Origin of the sequence: Nocardioides sp., assembly GCF_031397825.1 — a bacterium.
In the GTDB taxonomy this organism is placed as follows: Bacteria; Actinomycetota; Actinomycetes; order Propionibacteriales; family Nocardioidaceae; genus Nocardioides.
The window spans coordinates 1-25,713 of sequence record NZ_JANNML010000128.1 but is presented as its reverse complement, the minus strand read 5'-3'; the positions used below and the strand labels follow the sequence as shown (position 1 = coordinate 25,713).

Sequence of the window (25,713 nt, the reverse complement as noted above, 5' to 3'; positions counted from 1 at the left end):
GGTCATCCAGCCAGGTAGCCGAGATCCTGGATGCGGGCGATCTCGGCACGCAGCTCGGGGTGCGTCGAGCCGTCGGCCGCGCGACCACCGGTGACGTAGACGCTCTCGCCGTCCACGCTGTCCCGGTCGAAGACGACGGTCAGACGGTTGGCCGTCCCGGCGCTCATCAGGGAGCCGAGCACCGCCACGGGGTCCGAGCGGTCCTCCAGGGACAGCACGCGGGTGGCCGACGGGATGCGTGGGACGTGTGCCGAGGGCGACCCCGCGGTGACCACCTGGTCGACGACGAAGCTGGCGCCGGTGAGGTCGGCCGCGACCTCGGCGGCGGTGACGCCGCCCTGGGCGGAGCCGACCAGCATCACGTGGGCGCCGGGGTCGCCGGCCACGGCGGCCTCGATGCCCTGCAGCACCTGCGCGGCGTAGGTCGTGCGGTCGCCGCTGACGAGCCGCAGTCGGCGGCCGTCGCTGACGGTGGGACCGGGCAGGTAGGCGATGTAGCGACCGGCGGCCACCCGTTGAACGGTGACGCCCGTCGTGACCTGCTCGAGCGCGGCCATCAGCTCGGCCATGGTGCGGGGTGCGGTGGACGTGGAGGAGTCGGTGGCCCCGGCCGGGTCGGTGGCCTCGAGAAGGGCGCCGGCCGTGTCGCGTAGGGCCGCTCCGAGCTCGGGGGTGAACGGCGCGATGCCCATCGCGCGCAGGCCGCCTCGGGCCGCGGTCCGTCCGCGCTCGCCGGAGAGCACACCGGCGGTGAGCAGCGAGCGCATCTGCAGGCCGTCGAGCAGGCCTCCGCCGCCGCTGGTGACGTGCTCCATGAGCTCGGGGTTCTTCTCGGCGAGCTCGTTGAGGTAGGCGGCCACGCCGTCGCGGTCCAGTGCATCGGTCTCGATCAGGCCCGCCGAGACGATCGCGCCGCCGAGGGCGACCTCGGGTGCGAGGTAGCCGATGGCGCGACCGGCGATCGATCCGAGCGTCTCGTAGGCCGCCTGCTGGAGCTCGTCGATCCAGCGGTAGGTGAGCACCGTGGCGCGCAGGACCAGCGCGTCGGCGTCGAGCTCGATCGACCGGGCCAGCAGCCCGCGCTTCCCCGCAGTGGCTGCCCGCACGTCCTCCTCGACGCGTGCGTGGGAGCGCGGCGCGAGCTGGGCCGACTCCTGCAGCGCGGGGTCGGCGAGCACGTCGCTGCCGAGCCGTGCCCGGCGACGCATCTCCTCGCCCGCGGAGTCGAAGAGGGCGGCCAGGCGCATCATCCGGTCGTACTTGTCGGCGAGGTCGAGCTCCTCGACCCGTGACGTCGGCACCGGGCGGTCCTCGACAACGGCCGCCGTGAGGACAGACTCGTGGGTGGACTGGTCGGTCATGAGGTCACCTCCGCAAGGACGGGAGCGAGGTCGGGAGCCAGGTCGCTCGGGTCGGCGTGGCGTACGACGACGCGGAGCTGGCCGTCGCGCATGTGCGGGCACAGCGCGTGCCAGCCGTCGTGGAGCAGCACCCACGAGACGACACCCACGACCGTGGTGTCCTCGCTGGAGACGTCGGCGACCATCGCGCGCAGCCGACCGCGGGACTCGCCGCCCAGTGCGGTCAGCACCTCGACGGTCTCCTGGTCGGTCAACGGACGGTCCTGGGCATCGCGCACCGAGCCGGTCTGCTGGGCGACCAGCACGGGCACCAGCTCGGGACGGGAGGAGTGGAGGGCCTCGACCGCCGCGTCCACGAGCTCGTAGGGGAGGTCGACCTCGTCGGGGACGCCCGACTCGCCGAGGGCGAGGTCCTCGGGGATCACGGCGACGCGCCCGAGCTCTGCAGGCCAGTGGGCGTTGGGGAACCAGGCGAGCTCGAACACGATGCCGTCGACCGTGGCCAGGGTCGCGACGGCGTCACCCGACTGACGGTGCCAGGCCTTGGCCTGGACCTCGCCGGCGGTCACGTCGAGGTCGAGGGCGACCGTGGGGGTGGCGAGCAGGCCGACGGCGCCCACCAGACCTTCATCGACGCTCCCCCCGACCATCAGGCCACGACGGGTCAGGGAGTCCGACGGATCGTGCAGCGCTGACAGGGCCTGGGTGTAGGCCTCGTCCTCGGTGGACGTCGGGCTCTGCCCGAGCCGACCGTCGAGGGAGGGGGTGTCGGATCGCTCCACCAGGTCGAAGGGCAGGGGAGCGCCGCCGGCGTGCTCGGCGACCAGGCGCAGCTCGGCGAGGGTGAGCGCCGCCCGTCGTGGGAGCGCGTCGAGGAGGCCGCTCGGGGGCGGCGGGGGAGTGCTGAGGTCGATCGTGGTCACGGCTGGCGGCCCTCTCGGAGTCCGGGGAGCTCGACGGTCAACCAGTCCCGGTGACCTGTGGGCGGGGGGACGAAGTCGACCAGCGCCCGGTCGTCGTCCTCGGCCACCTCGGCCTGGGCGACCCGGGTGTGGGCGTCGGCGAGGAGGGAGGCGGCCTCGTGCTCGCGCTGGGCGATGGCCTCCTGGAGGAGCGCCACGTCGGTCAGGTGCTGCTGGAGGGTGTCGGCGGCGGTCTCGTGGTCGGCGGCCGCCTCGCGCAGGTGGGTGGCGCGCTCGTGGATGCGCACCTTCATGGCGTCGGCCGCTCGGCCGGTCCAGCCCAGGCTCTCGGTGCGTGCGACGAGCTGGTCGGCGAGGGTGCGCACGTCGACGCCCTGCTCGCGGAGCTGGTCGACGCGTCGGCGCAGCTGGTCGGTGTCGCCGTACATCGGTCCCCCCTGGGTGGCTGAACGTGTCCTGGGGCGCTTTCCCTCGTTGGACCCTCTCGAAACGCCCTCCACCGCCATGATCGGGGGGTCACGCGTCGCGAAGGAGCACCCCATGCACCGCCAGGTCACCCGGTCCCCACTGGCCACAGCCCTGATCACCAGCCTCGTCACGGGGCTGGCGGTGGTCCTCGCGCTCGGTGCGCCCACCCCGGTCCAGGCTGCGGGCGACGAGGTGCGGCGCGTGGTCTTCGTCGGCAACAACTGGGAGGGCACCGCCACCCTCCTCGACCCACGGACCTTCAAGCCGGTCGGCAAGCTCGACGTGGTCCCCGACCACGACGCCCGGATGCGCGAGATCGCCACCAACCCCTACCGGCTGGCCTACTTCCTCGCCATCCGCGAGCTCATCGGCGAGGGCAACGACCAGTTCGTCGACGACATGTACTCCTCCAACGACGGCCGGCTCGTCGTGATCTCGCGGCCCTCCTTCGGCGACGTGGTCGCGATCAGCCTGCGCACCAAGAAGATCGTGTGGCGCTTCGCCGTCGACGGCGTGCGCTCAGACCACATGGCCGTCTCGCCCGACGGCAAGCGCGTCGTCGTCAGCGCCTCGACAGGCAACGTCGTGCACGTGCTGCGCGTCTCCGACGGCAAGCAGGTCGGGAAGTTCGCGTCGGGCGGCTCGCCGCACGAGAGCGTCTTCATCGACGGCGGTCGCAAGATCCTGCATGCCAGCATCGGCATGGTCTACAGCCCGCTCGACGACCCGGCGCTCGATCCGACCAAGGACGACCGCGTGCTCCAGGTGGTCGACGCCACGACCTTCAAGGTCCTGCGTCGCTACAACGTGCGCGAGGCCCTCGACGCGCGCGGCCTCGACGACGTGAGCTCGGCGGTGCGCCCGCTGACGCTCTCGCCCGACGAGAAGCAGATCTACTTCCAGCTGTCGTTCTTCCACGGCTACTTCCGGCTCGACCGGGCGAGCGGCAAGATCACCAAGGTCGTCCGGCTGCCCAACCTGGTGCCGACGACGCCGCGCGAGGCCTACCTGCTCGACTCGGCCCACCACGGGATCGCGATGAACCCGAAGGGCACCAAGCTCTGCGTCGCCGGCACCATGTCCGACTACGCCACTGTGGTCGACGCGCGCACCGACCGCCGCAGCCCGCTGCTCAAGGGTGGGCTGAAGCCCTACTGGGTGACGCCCAGCGCCGACGGTCGCTACTGCTACATCTCGTGGGCGGGCTCCGACACGGTCTCGCGCATCAGCTATGCCACCGAGCGCATCGTGACCACGACCAGGGTGGGCGATCACCCGCAGCGGGTGCGCAACGGCTTCATCCGCAAGGGCTTCCTGCCCGGCCTCGGCTTCGCCAGCGCGTCCAAGCCCGCGCGGACGAGCGGGCTCACGGCGTGGGAGCGCCGAGCCCGCTGAGGATGGGCAACAACCGGGCGTGGGTCTCTGCGTCCGCCGCGACGAGCAACCCGTCCCCGGTGGTCCCGACCTCGGCACCACGCAGGTCGGTGACCACGCAGCCGGCGGCCAGGCACACGGCGATGCCTGCGGCGAAGTGGACGCTCCCGCGCGCGTCGCCCGCGTGGACATAGGCCGCCCGCCTCCCGGCCGCCACCCACGCGACCGCCAGGCTGCTGGAGATGACCCGGCTGCCGAACCAGGTGTGGAAGGCCGGCTCCGCCACCAGGGAGGCGGCCCACACGGGGTCGCCGTCCATATCCATGTCGACCAGGCGGGTGTCGCCGCTCGGGAGCAGGGCCTCGTCCTCGCCCGCCCGTGACCTCACCGCGCGCTCGCCGTCGGTCCAGAACGTCTCCCCGCTGAAGGGGTCGGCCATCGCTCCGGCGACCACCTGCTGCTCGACCCGGAGCGCGACGTTGACCGCGACGAGGGGAGTGGCGGCCGCGAAGTTGAGGGTGCCGCACAGCGGGTCGACCAACCACGTACGACGGGCGGTCGCGGCCCCGACCAGGCCCACCTCCTCGCCCTCGAAGGCGTCGTCGGGGCGGACCTGCGCGATCGTGTCCTGGACGGCACGCTCGGCCTCGAGGTCGACCTCGGTCGCGAAGTCCCGCTCGGACTTGAAGCTCTTGACCACGGGGGCGCCGTAGCGGGCCCGGATCACGTCGGCTCCCGCCTGCGCCGCGCTGATCGCGAGGCGCACGTCGGTCTGGTCGGCTCTCATGTCCATGCCCTCTCCAGGCGCTCCAGCGCCCGCTGGATGTCGTCGCCCGGACCGGCGAAGCTGAAGCGGACGAAGCGGTGGCCGTCGACGGTGTCGAAGTCGACGCCGGGCGCCACGGCGACGCTCGAGGTCTCGAGCGTGCGGTGCGCGAACGCCATGGAGTCCTGGGTCAGGTGGCCGACGTCGGCATAGACGTAGAACGCCCCGTCGGCCGGTGCGAGCCGGTCGATCCCCAGCCGAGGCAGGCCGTCGAGGAGCAGCTGCCGGTTGTGCGCGTAGCGACGCACGTGCCCCTCGAGCTCGGCGTAGGTCGCGTCCTCGAAGGCGGCCAGGCAGGCCCGCTGCGAGAGCACCGGCGGACAGATCGTGAAGTTGCCCGTGAGCACGTCGACGGCGCGCCGCAGCCGGTCCGGGACGAGCATCCAGCCGATCCGCCAGCCGGTCATGGAGAAGTACTTGGAGAAGCTCGAGAACACGACGGACTCACGGCTGGTCTCCCACGCGGAGCGGGCGAGGGAGGCGCTCTCGTCGTCGAGGCCGGCGTACTCGATGCCGTGGTAGATCTCGTCGGAGATCAGCTGCACGCCCTCCTGCTCGCACCACCGCGCGATGGCGGCCAGCTCCTCGGGCAGCAGCATCGTGCCGGTCGGGTTGGCCGGGCTCGCGACGACGAGCCCCTTCAGCCCAGGGCCCTCGGCGTGGAGGTCCTCGAGCTGGTCGACGGTCGGCTGGAAGCGCGTCTCGGGACCCGTGGCGACCTCGACCACCTCGCAGCCCAGCGCCGCCAGGACGTTGCGGTAGCAGGGGTAGCCAGGACGTGCCATGGCGACGCGGTCACCGACCTCGAACGCCGCCAGGAAGGCCAGCAGGAAGCCACCGCTGGACCCGGTCGTCACCACGACCTGGTCGGGGTCGACCTCGATGCCGTGCACGCGCCGGTGGTGGCCCGCGATCGCCTCGCGCAGCTCGAGGATCCCGACCGCCGGGGTGTAGCCCAGCGGATCACCAGAGCCGAGCAGCCGGACCGCCTCGGCGCGCACCGGCTCCGGGGCGCCCGTGCTGGGCTGCCCGGCGAGCAGGTTGATCACGTCGCCCTGGCTGCGCTGGCGCCGGGCGGAGGCCTCCAGCAGGTCCATGACGTGGAACGGCGGCACGTTGGCGCGTTGCGCCACCTGGAGGCGGTTCGTCACGCAGGCGAGGCTACGCGGGCACGCCCACGCGGGCGGCGGCCGCATGGCGACCTGCCCGTCGGCCGAAGAACGAGCCCTCGCCGAGCTGGGTGCCTGAGCAGTAGCCCTTGCCGTCCTGGGCCAGGTTCGAGGCGCACGCGCCGGCGGCGTAGAGACCGGGGACGACGCTGCCGTCGGGCCGCTGGACCTGGCCGTCCACGGTGACGCGCATGCCGCCGAGCGTGAAGCCGGCGTAGAGCGCGTGGCCCAGCCTCACGTCGAAGACGAACCAGGGGCCAGTGGACTGGGGGGCCAGCCAGTCGGGCGCCTTGTGGAAGGCGGGGTCCTCGCCGCGGGCGGCGTGCTCGTTGTAGCTGTCGAGGGTCGCGCTCAGCGTGTCGAGGGGCAGCTCGAGCGCGGTCGCCATCTCCTCGAGCGTCTCGTAGCCGTCGATGAGCGGCACGAGCGGCATCTGGGGATGCTCCACGTGCTCGCTGTCGACGATCAGGTAGGCCGCGGAGTCCGTCTGCTCCATGACGAGCTGCGAGGTGCGCGAGTGGTAGCTGTCCTCTGCGACGAAGCGCTCGCCCTGCTGGTTGACCAGGAGGCCCTTGACCAGCACCGAGGGGGGATAGAGCGGCGCGGTGATGAACGGCTCGTCCATGTGCTTGAGCTCGGCGCCCACCGAGACGCCGAGGCGGATGCCCAGCCCGTCGTCGTAGGTCGACCCGAGGGTGAAGAGCTTGGACCCGAGGGCGGGTGTGTGCTCGGCGACCATGTCGGCGTTCATCACGAAGCCGCCCGCCGCGACGACCACCGAGGGGGCGCCGACCAGGCCGGTCTCGTCGAAGGAGCGCCAGGCGACACCCGCGATCGCGCCGTCCTCGGCGACGACGAGGTTGGTCACTCCCGTCTCGTAGCGGACGGTGACACCTGCCTCATCGACGCGCTCGCGGAGCAGGTCCATGACGATCCGGGTGCCCTCGGTGTCGCCGGGCACGGGGACCTTGTGGCCACGGGGAGCGGGCTTCGCGATGTCGCGGTAGGGCCAGACCTTCTCGTTGCCGGTGAACATCAGCCCCTGCGTGCCGGGCTGGATCACGGCCTTCTCGGGATAGAAGCTGCGCTCGAACTCGAAACCCAGGGCCTCGAGCCACTCGAAGTGCTCGACCGACTCGTCGCAGTAGACCCGGATCTTCTCCGGCTCCGGCTCCTTGGAGGCCGCGACCAGGTAGTCGTACATCGCCTCGGCGCTGTCCTCCTGACCCGTCGCCACCTGCACCGCCGTGCCGCCGCCGAGGTAGAAGTGCCCGCCCGACATGCTCGACGTCCCGCCGTGGACCGCCGCCCTCTCGAGCAGCAGCACCGAGGCGCCGGCCCGGGCGGCCTCGAGGGCCGCGCACCCGCCGGCGATGCCGAACCCCACCACCACCACGTCGTACGACGGCGCGCCGGCCGGCAGGTCGGCCGCCGGCACGACATCGGGGATGGTCGTGCCCTTGCGGGCGGACTCGGTGCTCATGAGGCAAATCTAGAACAAGTTCCAGTTTCGCGCGAGCGGACGACCGGGTGCCCGGGCCGATAGACTGTGTGCCCGCCGCCCCGCCTGGCCCGACGAGGTGACATGAGTTTCGACGTCCATCAGCTCGACACCTTCCTGCTGGTGGGCTCTGCCGTCACGCTGCTGGCGATCCTGGCTGTGCGGGTCTCCTCCCGCGCGGGCCTGCCGAGCCTCCTGCTCTACCTGCTGATGGGCGTCGCCCTCGGCGAGTCCGGGGTCGGGATCGGCTTCGAGGACGCCGAGCTGGCGCACGCCCTGGGCTTCGCCGCGCTGGTGCTGATCCTCGCCGAGGGTGGACTGACGACCAGCTGGCGCGAGATCCGTCCCGCCATGCGGCTCGGGGTCTCGCTGGCGACGATCGGGGTGAGCGTCTCGGTCGCGATCGTCGCGGTCGGCAGCCACTACCTGCTCGGGCTGCCCTGGGAGCTGGCAGTGCTCCTCGGGGCCGTCACGTCCGCCACCGACGCTGCCGCGGTCTTCTCGGTGCTCCGGGTGGTCCCGCTCCCCAAGCGACTGACGGGATCCCTGGAGGCGGAGTCCGGCCTCAACGACGCGCCCACGGTGGTCCTGGTGGTGCTGGTGTCCACCGGCGCCGCGGCCGAGGAGGGCGTGGCGATGATGGTGGCGACCATCGTCTTCGAGCTCGCAACCGGGGTGCTGGTCGGCCTGGCGGTCGGCTTCGGCGGCGCCTGGGTGATGCGACGCGCCGCGTTGCCGTCGTCGGGCCTCTACCCGATCGCCGTGCTCTGCCTGACGATCTTCGCCTACGCCGGCGGGGTCGCCGTGCACTCCTCCGGCTTCGCCGCCGTCTACGTCGCCGCCCTCGTGCTCGGCAACTCCGAGCTGCCCCACCGCGGTGCGACCCGGTCGTTCTCCGAGGGGATCGCCTGGCTGGCGCAGATCGGTCTCTTCGTGATGCTCGGGCTGCTGCTCTCCCCGGGGCGTCTCTCGCTGGAGACGGTGGGCCTCGCCCTGGCCGCCGGCCTGATCCTCACCTTCGTGGCGCGTCCGGTGTCGGTGCTGGTCAGCGCCCTGGTCCAGCCGATGCCCTGGCGCGAGCTGGGCTTCCTGTCCTGGGCCGGCCTGCGTGGCGCGGTGCCGATCGTCTTCACGACGATCCCGCTCTCGGAGGGTGTCGACGGCGCCGAGCGACTCTTCGACATCGTCTTCGTGATGGTCGTGGTCTACACGCTCCTCACCGGTCCGACGCTGCCGCTCGTGGCCCGCGTGCTCAAGGTGACCCGCCGCGGCGAGCCGCGAGACCTGGAGCTCGAGGCCGCCCCGCTCGAGCGGGTCGCGGCCGACCTGCTCCAGGTCACCATCAGCCCGGCGTCGTTGATGCACGGTGTCGAGGTCAGCGAGCTGCGGCTGCCCCCAGGGGCGTCGATCTCACTGATCATCCGCGACGGGGAGACCAAGGTGCCGCAGGCCCGCTCGGTCCTGCGGCACGGAGACGAGCTGCTCATCGTGACGCCCCGCAAGGCCCGCGAGCGCACCGAGGAGCGGTTGCGGCAGGTCAGTCGCGGCGGCCGCCTCGCCCAGTGGTTGGACGAGGCTCCTAGGGAGTGACGCCGTCGTCCGGCTCGACGGCGGTGGGGGTGCAGATCTGCGCGTCCTCGCTGGACTTGGTCCACTTGCCGCCCTCGCGCAGGCGGGTGAAGCCGTCGCCCACGATCACGGTCACACCGACCATCGTCGTGTCGCGGCGCACGATGGTTGCCTCGCGGCCGAGCTTGCCCTTGAGCAGGCGTACGGCGGGGTTCTCGAGGTCGTCGGTCCAGATCTCGGCGTAGGCGACGTCGGTGCCGGAGGGCGCGTTGCTGGTCTGGCCGCGGCCGAAGCCTGCGTCGACGAGCAGCTGCATCGTGCGCCCGGCGAGCCCCTCGCGGGTGCCGGCGTTGGCCACACTGACGGTCACCTGGTCGGGATAGACCTTCGTGCCGGCCGGGACGGTCGTCTCGTCACAGATCAAGACCTCGGCGCTCTCGGGGAACGGCTCGGTCATCGCCGACCAGCCCCAGGCGACACCGGCGAGGAGCAGCGCCAGCAGCGCCAGCAGGGTCACTGCCGAGCGGATCCGGGCCAGTGCCGCCTCTGCCATGTCAGGCCTCCAGCCGGTGGACGCGGGCGTGCAGGACCAGGCGCTGCTGGAGGGCGGCGCGCAGGGCACGGTGCAGGCCGTCCTCGAGGTAGTACTCGCCCTCCCACTGCACGACGTGGGCGAAGAGGTCGCCGTAGAACGTCGAGTCCTCGTCGAGGAGCGCCGCGAGCTGCAGGGTGTCCTTGGTCGTGACCAGCTCGTCCAGACGCACCTGGCGCGGGGGCACGCCGGCCCAGGCACGGGGCGAGAGCCCGTGCTCGGGGTAGGGCCGCCCCTCGCCGACGCGTTTGAAGATCACCTCGCGAGTGTAAAGGGCCCTCTGCTGCCCGGCCGGGCAGCGTGCGGCCGACGGCTAGATTGAGCGCCATGACGCAGACCCCCGCCCAGCCGGAGAGCCCCATCGTCGAGGCGGTTGCCCCGGGCTACGCCTTCGAGGGCGCGGCCCTCGAGCTCGGCGGGCTGATGCTGGACGCGCAGACGCTCGCGCCGACCCCCATCCGGATCCCGCTGGGGATGCTCAACCGGCACGGTCTCGTGGCCGGCGCGACGGGCACCGGCAAGACCAAGACACTCCAGCTGCTGGCCGAGCAGCTCAGCGCCCACGGTGTCCCGGTGTTCGCCGCCGACATCAAGGGCGACCTGTCCGGCCTCGCGACGCCGGGCGAGGGCGGCGACAAGATCACCGCCCGCGCGTCGTCCGTGGGCCAGCAGTGGACGGCGACGGGCTTCCCCGTGGAGTACTACGCGATCGGTGGCGAGGGCACGGGCATCCCGCTGCGGGTCACCATGAGCGCCTTCGGCCCGACCCTGCTGAGCAAGGTGCTCGGGCTCAACGACACCCAGGAGTCGAGCCTCGGGCTGGTCTTCCACTACGCCGACCAGGCCGGCCTGCCGCTGCTCGACCTCGCCGACCTGCGCGCCGTGGTCGCTCACCTGACCAGCGACGAGGGCAAGCCCGAGCTCAAGGCGCTCGGCGGTCTGTCCTCGGCCACGGCCGGCGTGATCCTGCGCGAGCTGATCGGCTTCCAGGACCAGGGCGCCGACGCCTTCTTCGGGGAGCCCGAGTTCGCCTCCGCCGACCTCCTCCAGACCACGCCCGACGGCAAGGGCCTGATCTCCCTCGTCGAGCTGCCGAACCTCCAGGACCGCCCCGCCGTCTTCTCCACCTTCCTGATGTGGCTCCTGGCGGACCTCTTCCACGACCTGCCCGAGGTGGGCGACATCGACCGGCCCAAGCTGGTCTTCTTCTTCGACGAGGCGCACCTGCTCTTCGACGACGCCTCCGAGGAGTTCCTCGACCAGATCGCCCAGACCGTGCGGCTGATCCGCTCCAAGGGGGTCGGCGTCTTCTTCGTGACCCAGAGCCCCACCGACGTCCCCGACGAGGTGCTGGCCCAGCTCGGCTCCCGGATCCAGCACCAGCTGCGTGCCCACACCCCCAACGACGCGAAGGCGCTGAAGGCCACGGTCAGCACCTATCCGACCAGCGCCTACCCCGACCTCGGCGAGGTCATCACCAGTCTCGGCATCGGCGAGGCCGTGGTCACCGTCATGAACGAGCGCGGTGCTCCCACGCCCGTCGCCTGGACCCGGCTGCGCGCCCCCGAGTCGCTCATGGGTCCCAGCGACCCGGTGGCCATGCAGGCCACGGTGGCGGCCAGCCCCCGCCACGCCCGCTACGCCGAGCCGGTCGACCGCGAGTCGGCCCGCGAGCTGCTCGCGGCCAAGCTCGAGGAGGGGGCGCGCAAGCGCGAGGCCGAGGCGGCCGAGGCGGCCGAGAGCAGGAAGCCGACCGCCGGGACCCGTCGTACGGGCTCGAAGCAGGAGGAGGGCGGTCTCGTGCGCGACGTCGTGCAGTCCGGTGCGTTCAAGGACTTCATGCGCACCGCGGCCCGCGAGATCGCGCGGGGGATGTTCAAGACCGGTCGCCGCTGAGGGCCTCGTCACCCCCGCGCGTCGGAATGTCCCGGCCGGGGCACCGGTTGGGCACGGAGAACCCCCGACGAGAAGGAGCACAGATGAGCAAGATCCTGTTCGTGGTCACCGGCGCCCAGCACTGGACGTTGAAGGACGGAAGTCAGCACCCGACCGGCTTCTGGGCCGAGGAGCTCGTTGCCCCCTACCGCGCGTTCGTCGCGGCCGGCCACACGGTCGAGATCGCCACCCCGGGCGGGGTGGTCCCCGTGGTCGACCAGGGCAGCCTCGCTGCGGATGCCAACGGCGGGCAGGCCAACGCCGACGCGATCAAGGACGAGCTCGACTCCATCGCGCAGCTCTCCGCCCCGAGCGACCTCCACGACGTCGTCCTCGACGACTACGCCGCCGTCTTCTACCCCGGCGGTCACGGCCCGATGGAGGACCTCGCCGTCGACGCCACCTCCGGTGCGCTGCTCACCAGCACCTTGGCGTCGGGCAAGCCGCTCGGCATCGTGTGCCACGCCCCGGCCGCGCTCCTCGCGACCACCGACGACCAGGGCGCGTCGCCCTTCGCCGGCTACCGCGCGACCGGCTTCACCAACGCCGAGGAGACCCAGGCCGGCCTGGCTGACAAGGCGCCGTGGCTGCTCCAGGACCGCCTCGTCGAGCTCGGCATCGACTTCCAGGAGGCCGACCCGTGGTCCGAGCACGTCGTCGTCGACCGCTCGCTCTTCACCGGCCAGAACCCGGCGTCCTCCGGCCCGCTGGCCCAGGAGATCCTGAAGGCTCTCTGAGGCACCCCGCCCCACGACGTACGACGAGGCGCCGACCCCCCGACGGGTCGGCGCCTCGTGTCACGTCAGGTCGATGGACGAAGTCCTCTCACGCGGTCCAGCGCACGGCGTCGTCGACCATGTCGGCGAGGGCGTGGACGCCGCGCAGGTCGGAGCGTTCGTCCATGAGGGAGGTGAGGCCGCGGGCGTGGCGCAGCTTGAAGGCGGCACGCTTCTCGCGGGCCTCGTCGGTCTCCGTGGCGGTGGTGATCTTGGCGTTCATCGGGGGTCTCCCTGTGGTCGTTCCTGGCTGCTGGGTGGATCCAGGGTGCGCTGCCAACATCGCCGGCAGGTTGACCCGTGGTTACATCCGCGTCTCATCAGCACCGGCAACCACGTGATCTCGCGCACAGTCGTCGCTAGATTGCGAGCCGTGACCGACTACGACGACATCTGCCAGCTCAAGTACCGCTACCTGCGGACCCTCGACACCAAGGCCTGGGACGACTTCGAGGCCTGTTTCCTGCCCGAGGCGACCGGCGACTACAACGGTCTGGTCTTCGCTGACCGTGCTGCGTTGGTGACCTACATGCGGGAGAACCTCGGAGAGGGCCTGATCACCATGCACCAGGTCCACCACCCCGAGATCAGCATCGACGGCGACGAGGCGACGGCCCGGTGGTACCTCCAGGACAAGGTCATCGTCGAGGCGTTCCGCTTCATGCTCGAGGGCGCGGCGTTCTACACCGACCGCTACGTGCGTACGCCGGAGGGCTGGCGGGTCGCGCACACCGGCTACCGGCGCACCTTCGAGCTGACCTACAACCTCGACGACCTGCCGAGCCTGAAGATCAACGGCCCCGGCGTGCACACGCACACCTGAGCCGTCCGCTCAGAGCGGCCGACTACAGGGAGGGCTCGGTCCAGGCCGTCTGGACGACCTCGGTGCCACGGTCGCGGGTGATCAGGCGACCACGGCCCGCGGGCAGCGGCATGGGGCGCAGGTTGCCGAGTAGGGGCCCCTCGTCGGGGCTGCCCGAGAGCATCAGGCCTGGCATCGCGAGGTCACGCATCGACTGGATGACCGGCTCGTAGAGCGCGCGCGACGCACCACCCGAGCGCCGGGCCACCGCCAGGTGCAGGCCCACGTCGCGGGCCTGTGCCATGAGAGGCTGCAGCACCGCGACCGGAGAGGTCTGCTGGGTCGCGACCAGGTCGTAGTCATCGACGATCACGAAGACCTCGGCGCCGGACCACCAGCTGCGGTTGCGCAGCTGGTCGGGCGTGACGTCGGGGCCGGGGATGCGGCTCTCGAGGTAGGTCGCGAGGTCCTTCAACGCGGGCCCGGCCTGGGTGGCGGAGGTCAGGTAGTTGACCAGGTAGTCCTCGGGGACCTCGCCGAGCAGCGAGCGTCGGTAGTCGACGACGATGATCTGGGCCTCCTGGGCGGTGCGGGTGCGCATCACCTCGTGGGCGTAGGACCGCAGCAACCCGCTCTTGCCGGACTGACCGTCGCCGAAGACCAGCAGGTGCGGCTCGGTCTCGGGGTCGAGCGCGACGGGGGCGAGCTCCTTCTCGTTGATGCCGAGCAGCAGGCGCTTGTCCGTGACCTCGCCCGGCGTGGTGGAGACCCCGGCCAGCTCGCGCACCCGCGACAGCAGGACCTGCTCGGGCAGCAGCCGCAGCTTGGGGCCGGCGGGTCCGTGCCAGGCGGCCGCCACGCGCTTGATGAGCTCGTCGACACCGTCGCCCAACGTCTCCGCGCCGGGGTCGCCGTCGATGCGCGGGAGCGCGCCGAGGAAGTGCAGCTTGCCCTGGATCAGACCTCGGCCGGGACGGCCCGTCGGCACCAGCTGGGCGATCTTGCGGTCGATCTCGGAGTCCATCGCGTCACCGAGCCGCAGCTCGAGGCGGGTGCCGAACAGGTCGCGCATCGCGGCGCGGAAGTCGGCCCAGCGGGAGGCGGCGGTGACGATGTGGAGACCGAAGGTCAGGCCTCGCGAGGCGAGCTGCTGGATCTCCATCTCGAGGTCGTCGAAGTCGGAGCGCAGGGTGCTCCAGCCGTCGATCACCAGGAAGACGTCGCCGTAGCCGTCATCGACGCGACCCTGGGCGCGCCGTGACCGGTAGGTCTCGATGGAGTCGATGCCGTTGGCGCGGAAGTAGGCCTCACGACGGTCCACGATGCCGGAGACCTCGGCCATGATCCGCCGTACGACGTCGGGCTCGGAGCGCGTGCCGACGCCGGAGACGTGGGGCAGGTGCGTGAGCGGGGCAAACGTGCCGCCGCCGAAGTCGAGCACGAAGAACTGCGACTCCGTCGGGGTCGTCGTGAGCGACATGCTCGTCACGATCGTGCGCAGCAGCGTGCTCTTGCCGCTGCGCGGACCGCCGACCACGGCGACGTGGCCCGCCGCGCCGCTCAGGTTGATCGTCAGGGTGTCGCGGCGCTGCTCGCGCGGACGGTCCACGGTCCCGAGGGGGACGACGAGCCCGCCGAGGGCACGCCACTGCGGGGAGACGAGCCCGAGGTCGGGGTCCTCGACGAGGTCGACCATCAGGTCGTCGAGCGTGTCGGGCACGTCGAGGGGCGGCAGCCACACGGCGTGGGCCTCCGGGCCGTGGCCGACCATGTGCTGCACGGCGATGTCGAGCAGCGACTCCTGGCTGTCCTGCTCGACCTGCACCTGGGGCTCCGGCTCGGGCTCGTGGAGCTCGAGCTTGTGCACCTCGGAGATCGTGAAGGGGAGGATCCCCTGGAGGTGGCCGCCCTCGTCGCGGCGCACGCGCACACGGCCCGAGGGCGGACCGGAGACGTAGGCCGCCTTGAAGCGGGTCATCGAGGTCGGGTCGGGCTTGAGGTAGCCGAGGCCGGGGACGGCGGGCAGCTCGTAGGCGTCGGGGACGCCGAGCACGGCGCGGGACTCCTGGGCACTGAAGGTGCGCAGGCCGACGCGGTAGGACAGGTGGGACTCCAGCCCGCGCAGGCGACCCTCCTCCAGCCGCTGGGAGGCGAGCAGGAGGTGGAGACCGAGCGACCGGCCGAGCCGGCCGATGGCGACGAAGAGGTCGATGAACTCCGGCTTGGCCGACAGCATCTCGGAGAACTCGTCGACCACGACGAAGAGTGATGGCATGGGGGCGAGGTCCTCGCCGGCCGCCCGGGCCTTCTCGTAGTCGCGGATCGAGGCGAAGTTGCCCGCGTCGCGCAACAGCTCCTGGCGCCGGACCATCTCGCCGGACAGGGCGTCCTGCATGCGGTCGACGAGGGTGAGCTCGTTGGCGAGGTTGGTGATGACCGCCGAGACGTGGGGCATGTCGGACATGCCGGCGAAGGTCGCGCCGCCCTTGAAGTCGACGAGCACCATGTTGAGCTGCTCGGAGGAGTGCGTCATGGCGAGACCGAGGACCAGCGTGCGCAGGAACTCCGACTTGCCGGAGCCGGTCGCGCCGATCACCAGGCCGTGCGGCCCCATGCCCTGCTGGGCGGACTCCTTGATGTCGAGGTGCACCAGGCCACCGGACTCGCCGAGGCCGATGGGCACGCGCAGCCGGTCGCGGGCGGGGCGGGTGCGCCAGGCCGCGTCGGGGTCGAAGGTGCGCACGTCGCCGAGTCCCAGGAGGTCCATGAAGTCGGTCGGGCCGGCGATCTCACCGGTGCTGGGCTCGGCGGTGCCGGTGGAGACGGTGTGCAGCGGGGTGAGGCGCCGGGCGAAGGCCTCGGCGGTGGCGAGGTCGCACTGGTCGGCCTTGGCGCGGATCGGCTCCTCGCGCAGGCGCAGGGCCAGGACGGGCGCCTGGCGCTGCCCGTCGTCCACCGCGGCGTCGTCGAAGAGGATGCGCAGGCGGCTCGCGTCCTCGAGCTCGCCCCACCGGGCCGGCAGGTCGAGGACGGTCACCCCGTGCAGGCCGTCGGGCGGGATCACGTGGTTGCCGGGAGGCAGCTCGACGCCGTCGGTCACGAGCAGGATGTGCGGGATGGCGGGGCGCTCGTCGGCGCCGAAGCGCGGCCGGTCGCTCAGGTCGGGCGGCAGCAGCGTGGCCAGGTCGGCGAGCGAGGTGGTGACCATGCGCATCGGCCCGACCGCGTCGCTCTGCTCGGCGCTCTGGGCGTGCGGCAGCCACTTGATCCAGTCCCAGTGGGCCAGGTGCTGGTCGGAGGCCAGGACGGCGACGAGCAGGTTCTCGGGGGACTGGAAGGCGGTCGCGGAGCAGATGATGGCGCGGGCGAGGGCCCGGGCCTCCTCCTCGTCGCCACAGATGTCGACGCCGTCGAAGGCGCGCAGGTCGATCGACGCGGGCAGGTCGGGCTGGAGCCGGTGCACGACCAGCAGCCGGTGCAGGGCCGAGGCTGCGGCCGGGTCGACCTCGTCGATGGGCGCGCTCTCGGGCGGGACCAGCTCGAGGGCGAGCGGCTGGGCGCACAGGCCGTAGCGGACGTGGAGGAACTGGGCGTCGGTGCTGCTGTGCTCCCAGATCCGCGAGCGCTCCTCGGCCAGGGCGGGCAGCGACGAGGGGTCGGGGTGGTGCCAGGTCAGGGCGCGTCGTTGCTGGTCGGCGGACTCGCGCGCCACCTTGCGGACCTGGCTGAGGTAGCGGAGGTACTCGGTGCGCGAACCCGTCACCTGCTGGGCGCGCTGCTTCCGCTGCCGGTCGACCTGCACGATGATGAAGCCGACCGTGGCGAAGAGGAACATGCCGGCTGCGATGAAGCGCAGCGAGCCGCCTCCGGTGCGCGAGCCCATGGTGGCGACCAGCACGATCGAGCCGAGGCTGCCGAGCATCGGGATCGCGTTCATCATCACGCCGGCAGCGCCCTCGCTGGGCTGGATCTGCGGTGGCGGCTGCAGGACGATCTGCCCGGACGGCATCTCGGGCTCGTCGACCCGAGCCCCGCGAAGCGTCGTACTCACCGTGATCAGTCCTCGCCTTCGACCATCCGTGCCCGAGAGGGCCGGTCCGCTCCCGCTGCGGAGGCTTGATGATAGGCACACTGCGCCGCGACCACGCCGGTCAGCGACTACGCTGCGCTCGACCGGGTGGATCGGCACCCGTGACTCTTCGGGGAGGCGACGTGACCGGCTCGGGCGGCGAGACCACCATGCCCACGGCGGACGTCGTCGCGCTCAGCGTGCACGGACCGGCGGGGGTGCTGGACCTCCTCGTGCCCTCGGGGGCGTCGGTCGCCGACGTCGCCGTGGAGTACGCCGACAAGGCCGGCCTCGGGTCCGTCCCGACCCTCTGCACCCCGCTGGGTCGGCGGCTCACCGCCGACCAGGCCCTGGAGACCGCCGGCGTCGGCTCGGGCTCGGTGCTGGTCGCGCTGCTCCCCGGTGCGGCGCCGGACCGCGGCACCGGGCGTCGCCGGCGCACCGACGAGCGTGCCCCGCGGCAGGCGGCGCCACCACCGGGACCCCTGTCGGTCCTGTGGTTCAGCGTCGCCGTCGGTCTCGCACTCGTCGCGGGATGGGCGGCGTCCCAGGAGCCACCCTCCGACCTCCGCACGACGACCGTGGTCGTGCTCGGTGCCGCCGCCCTCCTCGGGATCCTGCCGGTCGGCCGCTACGCCGCGCACCGGATCCTCGCGGCGCCGGTGTTCGCTGCCGCGGCCGCCTTCGTCGTCGCGTGGGACCCCGCGCCCGAGCGGCTGCCCACGATCATCGGGGTGGCCGCCCTGACCGGCGCCGTGACCGCGGCCCTCGCCCGGGCCCTGGACCGGCACTCCGAGGAGGCGCTCCGGGTCTGGGTGGTCGTGGGCTCCCTGGTCTTCGTGCTCACCTGCGGCGCCGCTCTGCTGGACTTCCGGCCCCAGGTCGCCTGGGCGCTGCTCCTCCTGCTCGCCACCCTCGCGGCGCGGTTCGTGCCGTCCTTCGCCATCGACGTGCCCGACCAGTTCCTGATCGACCTCGAGCGGCTCGCCGTCACCGCCTGGTCGGCCCGTGACCGCCCGACCGGGCGGCGCGGTCGCATCGTCGTGCCCCCGCGTGCGGTCGAGCTGGTCGCGGCGCGCGGCACCCGCATCGTCACGGCGTCCGCGGCCGCGATCCTCGCTGTCGTCGTGGTCTCAGCCCCGCTGCTGCTGGAGGCCGCCACCCAGCGCCACGACGGGGTGGGTGCGCGGGCCATGGTCGGTTTCTCCGGGCTGTCCCTGCTCTTCGCCGCCCGCAGCTACCGCCACGTCGGTGCCCGGGCGCTGCTGCGGGTGGCCGGTCTGGCGTGCTTGCTGGTGCTGCTGGTCGTCGTGCTGGTCGAGGGGGGCGCCGGCACCGACCTGGCGATCGGCGTCGTCGCCCTGGTGGTCGCCGGGGCGTTGATCCTGCTCGCGGTCCCGCTGGGTCGTGGCTGGCGCTCGGCCTGGTGGTCGCGTCGGGCCGAGGTCGCGGAGAGCATCTGTGCGTCCTTCGCGGTGGGTGCTGTGGTGGTCGCGGTCGGGCTCTTCCGCCACCTGTGGGAATTGACAGGCTGAGGTTTAGGGGTCTACCCCCCGGGTAAAGACGTGCTTGTCCCGCTCCTAGCCAGGAGCGAGGCCCCGAATCAGCGTTCCACCTGACGAAGAACCCACCCATGATGCGCGGCTGACCGTCGCCAGAATCGAAGGAGAAGGCCATGGCAGAGACCGCCAACGAGTTCGGCCAAGGCGAAGGAGTCCTGACCCGTGCGGCCGGGATGGTGTCCGACGCACGGATCGACTTCAACAACATCAGCCGCCAGCTGACCGACCAGATCGCCGGCGTGCAGGGTCGCTGGGGTGGCCAGGGCGCCACCGCGTTCTTCGCCCTCCAGCAGGCCTGGACCGAGAAGCAGCAGGTCATCGTCGACGCCCTCAACGAGTTCGAGAACTCCCTCGGCGTCACCGAGCGCGACAACATCAGCACGGACGACGCCCAGGGCGCCAACTTCACCAACCTTTCCAACCGCATGGGCAACTGAGGAGCATCGACATGAGTCTCGACGGAATTCGCGTCAACCACGGTGCGGTCGACCAGGCCGCCGCCGACATGTACCAGAAGGTCAAGGACATCGACGACCGCATGAACCGCCTCGAGCAGGAGCTCGAGCCGCTTCGCAGCCAGTGGGTCGGTAATGCGCAGGAGCAGTACCGCGTCTCGAAGGCCAAGTGGGACTGGGCCATCCAGGAGATGCGCGACCTGCTCGACCGCAGCAGCCAGACGGTCTACCAGTCCAACGCCGAGTACAAGGCCGCGGACGCCCGCGGCGCCGCTCAGTTCGAGATCTGAGTCCTGGGTCCCGGGTCCGTCGCCGGACTGGGACCTCGCAGGGGTCGACACATGACGTGTCGGCCCCTTCGCACGTCCACATGCAGACGCACCGCCACATGCAGACGCACGTCCACATGCAGACGCACCTCCACATGCAGACGCACGGTGCGAGCAGGGTCGGCGGGTAGCATGCGGCTCGCTCGTCCGCTGCGCACATCTTGGGAGAAAGAATGAGCCAGACCCCCGTCGGGACCTCGGGACTGGTGCGCGTGACGGTCACGTCCGGCACCCGTCGCGTCGACCTGGTGCTGCCCGGGGCCGTGCCGGTCGCCGAGCTGGTGCCCGAGCTCGCCCGCAGCGTCGGCATGCTCGACGCCACCACCGTCTACGGCGGCTACCACCTGCTCACCTCGGAGGGTCGCCGCCTGGCCACCGACTCCGGTCTCACCCTCCAGGGCGTCGAGGACGGCGTGACGCTGACCGTGACGGCCGGCATCGACGACGCGACACCGCGTGTCTACGACGACGTGGTCGAGGCCATGACGGACGTCGTGGAGCGCGACCTCAAGCCCTGGCAGCCCGCCTCCGGGCGGCGTACGGCGCTGACGGCGGGGGCCCTTCTCATGGCCCTCGGTGCCGTGGCGTTGCTCGTGCAGGACGGCTCGCAGCTGGCTGCCGTGGCGGCGGCGACGGTGGCGCTCGCCCTGGTCGCCGGTGCGATCGTGCTGTCGCGGGTGCAGGTCGAGGCCGAGGCGGCCGTCGCCGTGGCCTGGATGGGGGCGGGCTATGCCTCCGTGGCGGGCTTCATGCTGGCTCCCGAGGGCGGCCTCTCGGACCTCTCCGGCCTGCCGGTGGCCGGGGCCGGGGCTGGGGCCCTGGTGGCCGGTCTGGTCTGCCTCGTCGGTCTGGGGGACGGCCGGACGCTGGTGATCCCGCCGGTCGTGGTGGGCGCCGTCTTCCTCGGCACCGGCTTCCTGGTCGACTCCACCGACGTCGACCCGACGATCCTGCTGCCCGTCGTGATGACCGTCGTCGTGATGATCGGCAGCGTGTTCCCCTGGCTGGCCCTGGGCGTCACCAAGACGACCGTGGACCAGCTCTACTCGACCGCCGACATCACCGCCGACCCCGACGAGGTCGACCCCCGCCGCGTCGGGGCCGACGCCCGGGTTGCCCACGAGATCCTCGTCGCCATCTCCGGCACCGTCGGCCTCCTGCTCGTCCTCGTCGCGCCGGTGGCGGTCTCCCGCGGGCTCTTCGGCTCGCTGCTGGCTGTCGTCGCGTGCCTGATCGTCATGCTGCGCACCCGCCAGTACCGCACGGGCTCGGAGGTGCTGGTCGGGCTCGTCTCCGGCATCGTGGGACTGGTCGCGGTCGCCGCCTCCGTCCTGACCATGCACGAGTCCTGGCGGCCGGTCGCCGCGGTGGTCCTCGCCGCCTCGGGGGCCGTGCTGCTCGCGGTCACGCTGCTGCCCACGACGCCGTCCGTGCGGCGCGGCAGGTTCGGCGACGTCGTCGAGAGCATCGCCTTGCTGACGCTCCTGCCGCTCCTCGTGCTCGCCGTCGGCGTGTTCGAGTCGATCAGCGGGAGCTGAGCGCCCGATGGCCACCAAGAAGGACCTCGTCGAGGCCCACGCCTTCAGTCGTCGCCGGCTCGTCACGGCCTTCGTCTCGGGTGCTCCGGGTGGGCGCGAGGTCGAGCCGACGCGGCCGGGTCGCACGATCATCGGGGGCGCCGCCCTGGCCGTGCTGCTGCTCGCGGGAGCGGCCATCGCGGGCGTCTTCAAGCCCGACGTCGACATCGACTGGGCCCAGCCGGGCCTGGTGCAGTCGAAGGAGAAGGGCGCCTCCTACGTCATCCTCGAGCCGGACGAGGACGGCAACCCACAGGTGCGGCCGGTCATCAACATCACCTCGGCCCAGCTGATCCTGGGTGAGGAGAACGCCGTCCCCGAGGTGGTGCCGCAGTCCGAGATCGATACCTACACCCCCGGAGCCGACATCGGGATCCTCGGTGCGCCCGTGACCGTGCCCGAGACCGACGACCTCATCCAGACCGGCTGGACCGCCTGCACCGACGACGGCCTGGGCCTGCACCTCGACGTGTCCGAGACCGACCGGGCGGCGGCCGCTCCCGACGCCGGGCTGCTGGTCAAGAGCCAGGGCTCGTTCTACGTCATCGCCCAGTCCCGGCCCGAGGGCACCGAGCTGTCGCGCGCCCACAGCTTCGCGCTGCCCAGGAACCTGCCCGGCCTCGACAACACCCTGCGGGCGCTCGGGCTGCCGATCCTCGAGCAGGCCAAGGTCGTGCCGGGCGACTGGCTCGCGCTCTTCCCGCGCGGTGGGTCGCTCGACTTCGCGAGCTTCGACCTCGCCGGGTTCGGCGAGGTGTCCGACCAGGCGGGGCAGGGCGGGCTCCCGGACAACACCCGGATCGGCGACTACTACGAGATCGACGAGCAGCTGTTCGTCGTCACCGCCGATGGCCCGGCGCAGTTCAGCGAGTTCGCCCGCGCGGTCTACCTCGACGCCCGTCTGCCCCGGGTCGCGCGCGACCTCGGGCTGACCACCCCGCCCGACGTCGCTGCCGGGGTCGAGCCCTACCTCGACGCGCACTGGCCGGGGGCGGGGCTGCGCCCCGTCGCGGGTGAGCAGTGCGCTCGGCTGGAGCCGGAGTTCGGCTCCGTCCCAGGTGTCGTCCTGGTCGAGCTGCCGGAGGACGAGGCCAGTGCCGTCGAGGTCGAGGGCGGCCAGCGCGACGTCACGGTCGACCCGGGCAAGGGTGCCTTCGTCCTGTCGGGCGGCTGGGAGAGCTCGCAGGTCGGTGAGCCGTTCGTGATCGACGCCAAGGGCTACAGCTATGCCCTGATCGGCACCGATGCGGTGACCAACCTCGGCTTCGGTGACGACGACGCACCGGTGGTCCCCGACAGCTGGCTCGAGCTGTTCGTCGAGGGCGAGGCCCTGTCGGTCGACGCCGCGCTCTGCCCGCCGACCCGGCCCGAGGAGCTGGGGCAGGGCACCGAGGGCGACCAGCCCGGCGAGGGTCGCTCGTGCGAGTGAGCCGGGCCGGCCGGGCCGGCCGGGCTGCGGTCGCCGCCGGCCTGTCGCTCGGCCTGCTGGCCGTGGGCGGCACCGCGCCGTCGTACGCCGTCGACCAGGTCTGCGAGAACATCGCCACCGACCAGGCCGACGTCGTGACGACCGAGCGCACCGGGTCGCCGGTGCAGCTGATGCAGGTGGCGCGGGCCCAGCAGGTCGCTGCTGAGGGCGGCCGCGTGCCCGGCGCCGGTGTGACCGTGGCGGTGCTCGACTCGGGGGTCGCGGACTCCGACCTCATGGACGTCGTCCGCCCGGCAGGCCAAGCGGCGCGCGAGCTCGTCGATCACCAGGGCACCTCGATGGCCGGGCTCATCGCGGCCGAGGGCACGCCCGACGAGCCGATCGGCATCGCCCCCGGCGCGAGGATCCTCGACGTGCGGGTCTACGACCGCCGCGACCCCGACGACACCAGCGCCGAGGTGGGTCCTCGCGCCGACCTGCTGCTGGAGGGCCTGCGCTACGTCGCCGGTCTGCCCCGCGGCGAGGTGGGCGTGCTGGTGGTCGGCCTCAGCTTCGCTCGCACCCCCGAGCTCGATGCTGACCTGCGCGCCGTCCTGACCGACCTCGCTGCCAAGGACGTGCTGGTGGTGGCGGCGAGCGGCGATCGTCCCACCGAGGAGTCCGACGCTCTCTACCCCGAGCTCGGCTACGACGGCGAGGAGCCGCCGCACGGCGAGGACGCGCGCCCGGTGATCTGGCCGGCGGCCAACCCCGGGGTGCTCGCGGTCAACGCGACAGGCACCGCGCTCGTCGAGGACGAGGTGGTCCTGGGCGACGCCGACGGCGAGGTCCTGCGCAGCTCGGCCACCGATCTGGCGGCGCCCACGCTCGACGCGGTGTCGGTCGGCTTGGACGGACGCAGCACCTGCCTGCTGTCGGAGATCTCCACCGCCTGGGCCGCCGCCGAGGTGGCCGGTGTCGCGGCCCTGGTCCGGTCAGCCTTCCCCGAGGAGTCCGCGCGACAGGTCGTGGCCCGCCTCGAGAGCACGGCCACGGGCTCGCTGCGGGCGTCCACGGTGCTGACGGGTCACGGCGTGGTCCAGCCCGTCGAGGCGCTCACCCGGCCGCTGCGCCCCACCGACGAGGGTGACGTCGGCGGGACCCAGGTGGTCGACGCGGGCGACCAGCGCGCCGAGGCCCCGCAGCCCGAGGCCGACGTGCTTGCCAGCACCAAGCGCAACGCCGTCTGGTGGGGGCTGCTGGCCGGCGGTGCGCTCGTCGTGGCCGTCCTGCTCCGCCCGGTGCTGGCCCGCCGGCGCGACTGACCTCAGCGCGTCGGGGGAGGCGCGGACAGCACGAGCCGCGAGCCGAGCCGCAGCCCGACCGGCAGGGTGGAGATCACCACCAACGCGACGAACCCGCTGAACAGCTTGTCGGCCAGCGAGACCAGCAGGTTGGAGAATCCGACGGACACGGTCAGCTGGTGGGTGAGCGCCAGGAAGGTCGTCGTGATCGTGTCCTGGCCGTTGCCCGCGGACCCGCCGTAGAGCCCGACCAGGATCGGCACCGCCAGGAGCGTGCACAGGCCCGCCACCATCACGTTGAGCGCGAGGAAGCGTGGCAGCGTCCGGCCGAGGCCGAAGCGCCTCACGCCGTAGCCCCAGGCGAGCGCCCCCGCGACGTTGACGATCGCGAAGGGGATCGACGCAGGGCCGCTGAGGAGGGCACCGACCACGTTGGTCGCGGCGCCGACGGCGGCCCCGCGCCACGGGCCCAGCGCGATCGCGGCGATGGCGGTCCCCACCATGTCGAGGTGGATGGGCAGGTGGAGGAAGTCCACGAACACCCGACCCAGCAGGTTGACCGCCAGGCAGGCCGCCAGCAGCAGCACCGCCTCACGAGCGCCCGTGGGGGGGACGGGGGACTCGACCGCCTGGGGCTGCGTCTCCGAGGCCGGCTCCGAGGCCGGCTCAGGGGCCGGCTCAGGAGATCGGGGACTCCGGCAGCGTGCGACCCACGCGTCGACGTCGGCGTGGCTCCCGCCGAGCGCCGTGCCGATGTCACGCACGAGCTCGAGGTTGACCCGGGCGCGGCCGGTGCGGAAGGCGTCGTAGACCGTCGTGCGCGCGACGCGGGCCGCGTGCTCGCTCGCGCCGCGGGCCAGCCGCTGCTCGCTCACCCGGCGTGCGATCTCGGCGAACGACGGGTCGCCGGCGCTCGTGCGCAACGCCTGGAGCTCGAGGGCCAGAGGGTCCCAACGGGCCTCTTCGCGTGACTCGGGCGGGGTGCCCTGCACCTCCACGGGCGCTCCTCCAGCTCCAGGTCCGACGGTTGCCCCAGCGTAGTCACCGCAGGAGCCCGGCGTGACCTGAATCCGGGCCCTGTTCGGGCTTGTTCGGGCTGCGCGCGACGGGTGGTGCGCGTAGGTGCGACACCGCCTAATGGGGTCATGACCGCAGCACGCATGCTCGAGCAGGAGCGCGGCACCCACCGGGCGGCCTTCTCGGCCCTGACCTCCGGGGAGCACGGCCTCGTGAGCGACTTCGCCGACCTCCATGGCTTCCCCTGGGACGACTACGCGGACGTCTTCGACGACCTGGCCATCCTGAATGGGTGCGAGCCGTCCTTCCACGAGGTCGTGCGGGCGCTGCTGGGTCGCCACGTGTCGGTGCTGCGCGAGGGCATGGTCGGCGTCACGGCCGCCGTCGACCTGCGGGACCTGGTCGACCTGGGGACCTGGATCGACCGGTGCCTGGCCCACTTCCTGCCCCTGGACCGGACGCTGCCCTCCGAGGGCTGGTCTGCCGGACCCCGACACTGAGAAGCAGGACGCCGGCTCCCGTCTGTCGACGGGAGCCGGCGTCATCCCTGCTCAGCGGCGGAGGATAGGGGATTCGAACCCCTGAGGGCTTTCACACCCAACCCGCTTTCCAAGCGAGCGCCATAGGCCACTAGGCGAATCCTCCGCCGGAGACCTTACCGGGCAGGTCCCGGGTGGATGAAATCGATCCCACCTC

The 25,713-nt window shown here is 72.1% G+C and carries 23 protein-coding genes and 1 tRNA gene; 12 read left to right on the top strand and 12 right to left on the bottom strand.

Features of this window, described 5'->3' with window-relative positions; genetic code table 11:
• Positions 1-2: 2 nt before the first annotated feature.
• Genes RMN98_RS11225 through RMN98_RS11215 form a run of 3 tightly spaced genes read right to left on the bottom strand, consistent with a single transcriptional unit; the run spans position 3 to position 2,712 of the window.
• Positions 3-1,361 carry a hypothetical protein gene (locus RMN98_RS11225; protein ID WP_309648901.1) on the bottom strand — a complete coding sequence of 453 codons (1,359 nt, stop codon included), beginning with the start codon at positions 1,359-1,361 and terminating at the stop codon, positions 3-5.
• Complete coding sequence (locus RMN98_RS11220; RefSeq protein WP_309648900.1) at positions 1,358-2,284, bottom strand: hypothetical protein; 927 nt, start codon at positions 2,282-2,284, stop codon at positions 1,358-1,360. The genes RMN98_RS11225 and RMN98_RS11220 overlap by 4 nt, the downstream gene beginning before the upstream one ends.
• A complete protein-coding gene (locus tag RMN98_RS11215) occupies positions 2,281-2,712 on the bottom strand; it encodes a hypothetical protein (RefSeq protein WP_309648899.1) in 432 nt (143 codons plus the stop codon). The genes RMN98_RS11220 and RMN98_RS11215 overlap by 4 nt, the downstream gene beginning before the upstream one ends.
• 112 nt (positions 2,713-2,824) lie before the next feature.
• Here RMN98_RS11215 and RMN98_RS11210 point away from each other — a divergent pair, with 112 nt between their 5' ends.
• Positions 2,825-4,147: a serine/threonine protein kinase gene (locus RMN98_RS11210; RefSeq protein ID WP_309648898.1), complete on the top strand. Its 1,323-nt coding sequence runs from the start codon at positions 2,825-2,827 to the stop codon at positions 4,145-4,147.
• Here the strand turns inward: RMN98_RS11210 and RMN98_RS11205 are convergent.
• The 3 genes from RMN98_RS11205 to RMN98_RS11195 are packed head-to-tail and all read right to left on the bottom strand — an operon-like array spanning position 4,119 to position 7,604.
• On the bottom strand, positions 4,119-4,913 hold the full coding sequence (locus RMN98_RS11205) for an inositol monophosphatase family protein (RefSeq protein ID WP_309648897.1): 795 nt from the start codon (positions 4,911-4,913) through the stop codon (positions 4,119-4,121). The two genes, RMN98_RS11210 and RMN98_RS11205, sit on opposite strands and share 29 nt — an antisense overlap.
• Positions 4,910-6,103 (bottom strand): pyridoxal phosphate-dependent aminotransferase, encoded by a 1,194-nt coding sequence (locus RMN98_RS11200; RefSeq protein WP_309648896.1) that lies wholly within the window; start codon positions 6,101-6,103, stop codon positions 4,910-4,912. Before RMN98_RS11200 ends, RMN98_RS11205 begins: the two co-directional genes overlap by 4 nt.
• A 10-nt stretch (positions 6,104-6,113) precedes the next feature.
• Complete coding sequence (locus RMN98_RS11195) at positions 6,114-7,604, bottom strand: FAD-binding protein (RefSeq protein WP_309648895.1); 1,491 nt, start codon at positions 7,602-7,604, stop codon at positions 6,114-6,116.
• Positions 7,605-7,706: 102 nt separating this feature from the next.
• On the opposite strand from RMN98_RS11195, the gene RMN98_RS11190 reads away from it, so the two are divergent.
• Positions 7,707-9,212 (top strand): potassium/proton antiporter, encoded by a 1,506-nt coding sequence (locus RMN98_RS11190; protein WP_309648894.1) that lies wholly within the window; start codon positions 7,707-7,709, stop codon positions 9,210-9,212.
• Here RMN98_RS11190 and RMN98_RS11185 read toward each other — a convergent pair.
• On the bottom strand, positions 9,202-9,744 hold the full coding sequence (locus tag RMN98_RS11185) for a LytR C-terminal domain-containing protein (RefSeq protein WP_309648893.1): 543 nt from the start codon (positions 9,742-9,744) through the stop codon (positions 9,202-9,204). The two genes, RMN98_RS11190 and RMN98_RS11185, sit on opposite strands and share 11 nt — an antisense overlap.
• A 1-nt stretch (position 9,745) precedes the next feature.
• On the bottom strand, positions 9,746-10,042 hold the full coding sequence (locus tag RMN98_RS11180) for a type II toxin-antitoxin system VapB family antitoxin (protein ID WP_091110966.1): 297 nt from the start codon (positions 10,040-10,042) through the stop codon (positions 9,746-9,748).
• A 68-nt stretch (positions 10,043-10,110) separates the two neighbouring features.
• On the opposite strand from RMN98_RS11180, the gene RMN98_RS11175 reads away from it, so the two are divergent.
• Both RMN98_RS11175 and RMN98_RS11170 read left to right on the top strand, forming a co-directional pair.
• Positions 10,111-11,679: a helicase HerA-like domain-containing protein gene (locus RMN98_RS11175; RefSeq protein ID WP_309648892.1), complete on the top strand. Its 1,569-nt coding sequence runs from the start codon at positions 10,111-10,113 to the stop codon at positions 11,677-11,679.
• An 83-nt stretch (positions 11,680-11,762) separates the two neighbouring features.
• Positions 11,763-12,455, top strand: coding sequence for a type 1 glutamine amidotransferase domain-containing protein (locus RMN98_RS11170; RefSeq protein WP_309648891.1), 693 nt, complete (start codon positions 11,763-11,765; stop codon positions 12,453-12,455).
• Positions 12,456-12,543: 88 nt separating this feature from the next.
• Here the strand turns inward: RMN98_RS11170 and RMN98_RS11165 are convergent, their stop codons facing one another.
• A complete protein-coding gene (locus tag RMN98_RS11165) occupies positions 12,544-12,717 on the bottom strand; it encodes a hypothetical protein (RefSeq protein ID WP_309648890.1) in 174 nt (57 codons plus the stop codon).
• Positions 12,718-12,867: 150 nt separating this feature from the next.
• On the opposite strand from RMN98_RS11165, the gene RMN98_RS11160 reads away from it, so the two are divergent.
• Positions 12,868-13,317, top strand: coding sequence for a nuclear transport factor 2 family protein (locus tag RMN98_RS11160; RefSeq protein WP_309648889.1), 450 nt, complete (start codon positions 12,868-12,870; stop codon positions 13,315-13,317).
• A 22-nt stretch (positions 13,318-13,339) separates the two neighbouring features.
• Here the strand turns inward: RMN98_RS11160 and eccCa are convergent, their stop codons facing one another.
• Positions 13,340-17,347, bottom strand: a complete 4,008-nt coding sequence (eccCa, locus tag RMN98_RS11155; protein WP_309648888.1) for a type VII secretion protein EccCa — start codon at positions 17,345-17,347, stop codon at positions 13,340-13,342.
• A 140-nt stretch (positions 17,348-17,487) separates the two neighbouring features.
• Between eccCa and RMN98_RS11150 the strand changes: the two genes are divergently transcribed.
• The 6 genes from RMN98_RS11150 (at position 17,488) to RMN98_RS11125 (ending at position 24,021) form a co-directional block, all read left to right on the top strand.
• Positions 17,488-18,900 (top strand): hypothetical protein, encoded by a 1,413-nt coding sequence (locus tag RMN98_RS11150; RefSeq protein ID WP_309648887.1) that lies wholly within the window; start codon positions 17,488-17,490, stop codon positions 18,898-18,900.
• 140 nt (positions 18,901-19,040) lie between these two features.
• The gene (locus tag RMN98_RS11145; RefSeq protein ID WP_309648886.1) at positions 19,041-19,364 is read left to right on the top strand and encodes a WXG100 family type VII secretion target; all 324 of its coding nucleotides are present in this window, start codon (positions 19,041-19,043) and stop codon (positions 19,362-19,364) included.
• A gap of 11 nt (positions 19,365-19,375) precedes the next feature.
• Positions 19,376-19,672: a WXG100 family type VII secretion target gene (locus tag RMN98_RS11140; protein ID WP_292679094.1), complete on the top strand. Its 297-nt coding sequence runs from the start codon at positions 19,376-19,378 to the stop codon at positions 19,670-19,672.
• A 212-nt stretch (positions 19,673-19,884) separates the two neighbouring features.
• A complete protein-coding gene (gene eccD / locus RMN98_RS11135) occupies positions 19,885-21,249 on the top strand; it encodes a type VII secretion integral membrane protein EccD (RefSeq protein WP_309648885.1) in 1,365 nt (454 codons plus the stop codon).
• A gap of 7 nt (positions 21,250-21,256) precedes the next feature.
• Positions 21,257-22,717, top strand: a complete 1,461-nt coding sequence (eccB, locus tag RMN98_RS11130; protein WP_309648884.1) for a type VII secretion protein EccB — start codon at positions 21,257-21,259, stop codon at positions 22,715-22,717.
• Positions 22,708-24,021: a S8 family serine peptidase gene (locus tag RMN98_RS11125; protein ID WP_309648883.1), complete on the top strand. Its 1,314-nt coding sequence runs from the start codon at positions 22,708-22,710 to the stop codon at positions 24,019-24,021. Before eccB ends, RMN98_RS11125 begins: the two co-directional genes overlap by 10 nt.
• A gap of 2 nt (positions 24,022-24,023) precedes the next feature.
• Here the strand turns inward: RMN98_RS11125 and RMN98_RS11120 are convergent, their stop codons facing one another.
• Complete coding sequence (locus tag RMN98_RS11120; RefSeq protein WP_309648882.1) at positions 24,024-24,998, bottom strand: hypothetical protein; 975 nt, start codon at positions 24,996-24,998, stop codon at positions 24,024-24,026.
• 147 nt (positions 24,999-25,145) lie between these two features.
• On the opposite strand from RMN98_RS11120, the gene RMN98_RS11115 reads away from it, so the two are divergent.
• On the top strand, positions 25,146-25,517 hold the full coding sequence (locus RMN98_RS11115) for a hypothetical protein (protein ID WP_309648881.1): 372 nt from the start codon (positions 25,146-25,148) through the stop codon (positions 25,515-25,517).
• 58 nt (positions 25,518-25,575) lie between these two features.
• Here the strand turns inward: RMN98_RS11115 and RMN98_RS11110 are convergent.
• Positions 25,576-25,662: transfer RNA gene (locus RMN98_RS11110), tRNA-Ser, on the bottom strand.
• Positions 25,663-25,713 lie beyond the last annotated feature (51 nt).

What these genes read in the sequence shown, in the direction of transcription:
- RMN98_RS11170 (WP_309648891.1), top strand. Translation starts at nt 11,763, where the DNA reads ATGAGCAAGATCCTGTTCGTGGTCACCGGCGCCCAGCACTGGACGTTG.
- RMN98_RS11140 (WP_292679094.1), top strand. Translation starts at nt 19,376, where the DNA reads ATGAGTCTCGACGGAATTCGCGTCAACCACGGTGCGGTCGACCAGGCC.
- RMN98_RS11165 (WP_309648890.1), bottom strand. Translation starts at nt 12,717, where the DNA reads ATGAACGCCAAGATCACCACCGCCACGGAGACCGACGAGGCCCGCGAG.
- RMN98_RS11205 (WP_309648897.1), bottom strand. Translation starts at nt 4,913, where the DNA reads ATGAGAGCCGACCAGACCGACGTGCGCCTCGCGATCAGCGCGGCGCAG.
- RMN98_RS11195 (WP_309648895.1), bottom strand. Translation starts at nt 7,604, where the DNA reads ATGAGCACCGAGTCCGCCCGCAAGGGCACGACCATCCCCGATGTCGTG.
- eccB (WP_309648884.1), top strand. Translation starts at nt 21,257, where the DNA reads ATGGCCACCAAGAAGGACCTCGTCGAGGCCCACGCCTTCAGTCGTCGC.
- RMN98_RS11175 (WP_309648892.1), top strand. Translation starts at nt 10,111, where the DNA reads ATGACGCAGACCCCCGCCCAGCCGGAGAGCCCCATCGTCGAGGCGGTT.
- RMN98_RS11190 (WP_309648894.1), top strand. Translation starts at nt 7,707, where the DNA reads ATGAGTTTCGACGTCCATCAGCTCGACACCTTCCTGCTGGTGGGCTCT.
- RMN98_RS11115 (WP_309648881.1), top strand. Translation starts at nt 25,146, where the DNA reads ATGACCGCAGCACGCATGCTCGAGCAGGAGCGCGGCACCCACCGGGCG.
- RMN98_RS11225 (WP_309648901.1), bottom strand. Translation starts at nt 1,361, where the DNA reads ATGACCGACCAGTCCACCCACGAGTCTGTCCTCACGGCGGCCGTTGTC.
- eccD (WP_309648885.1), top strand. Translation starts at nt 19,885, where the DNA reads ATGAGCCAGACCCCCGTCGGGACCTCGGGACTGGTGCGCGTGACGGTC.
- RMN98_RS11210 (WP_309648898.1), top strand. Translation starts at nt 2,825, where the DNA reads ATGCACCGCCAGGTCACCCGGTCCCCACTGGCCACAGCCCTGATCACC.
- RMN98_RS11215 (WP_309648899.1), bottom strand. Translation starts at nt 2,712, where the DNA reads ATGTACGGCGACACCGACCAGCTGCGCCGACGCGTCGACCAGCTCCGC.
- RMN98_RS11145 (WP_309648886.1), top strand. Translation starts at nt 19,041, where the DNA reads ATGGCAGAGACCGCCAACGAGTTCGGCCAAGGCGAAGGAGTCCTGACC.
- RMN98_RS11185 (WP_309648893.1), bottom strand. Translation starts at nt 9,744, where the DNA reads ATGGCAGAGGCGGCACTGGCCCGGATCCGCTCGGCAGTGACCCTGCTG.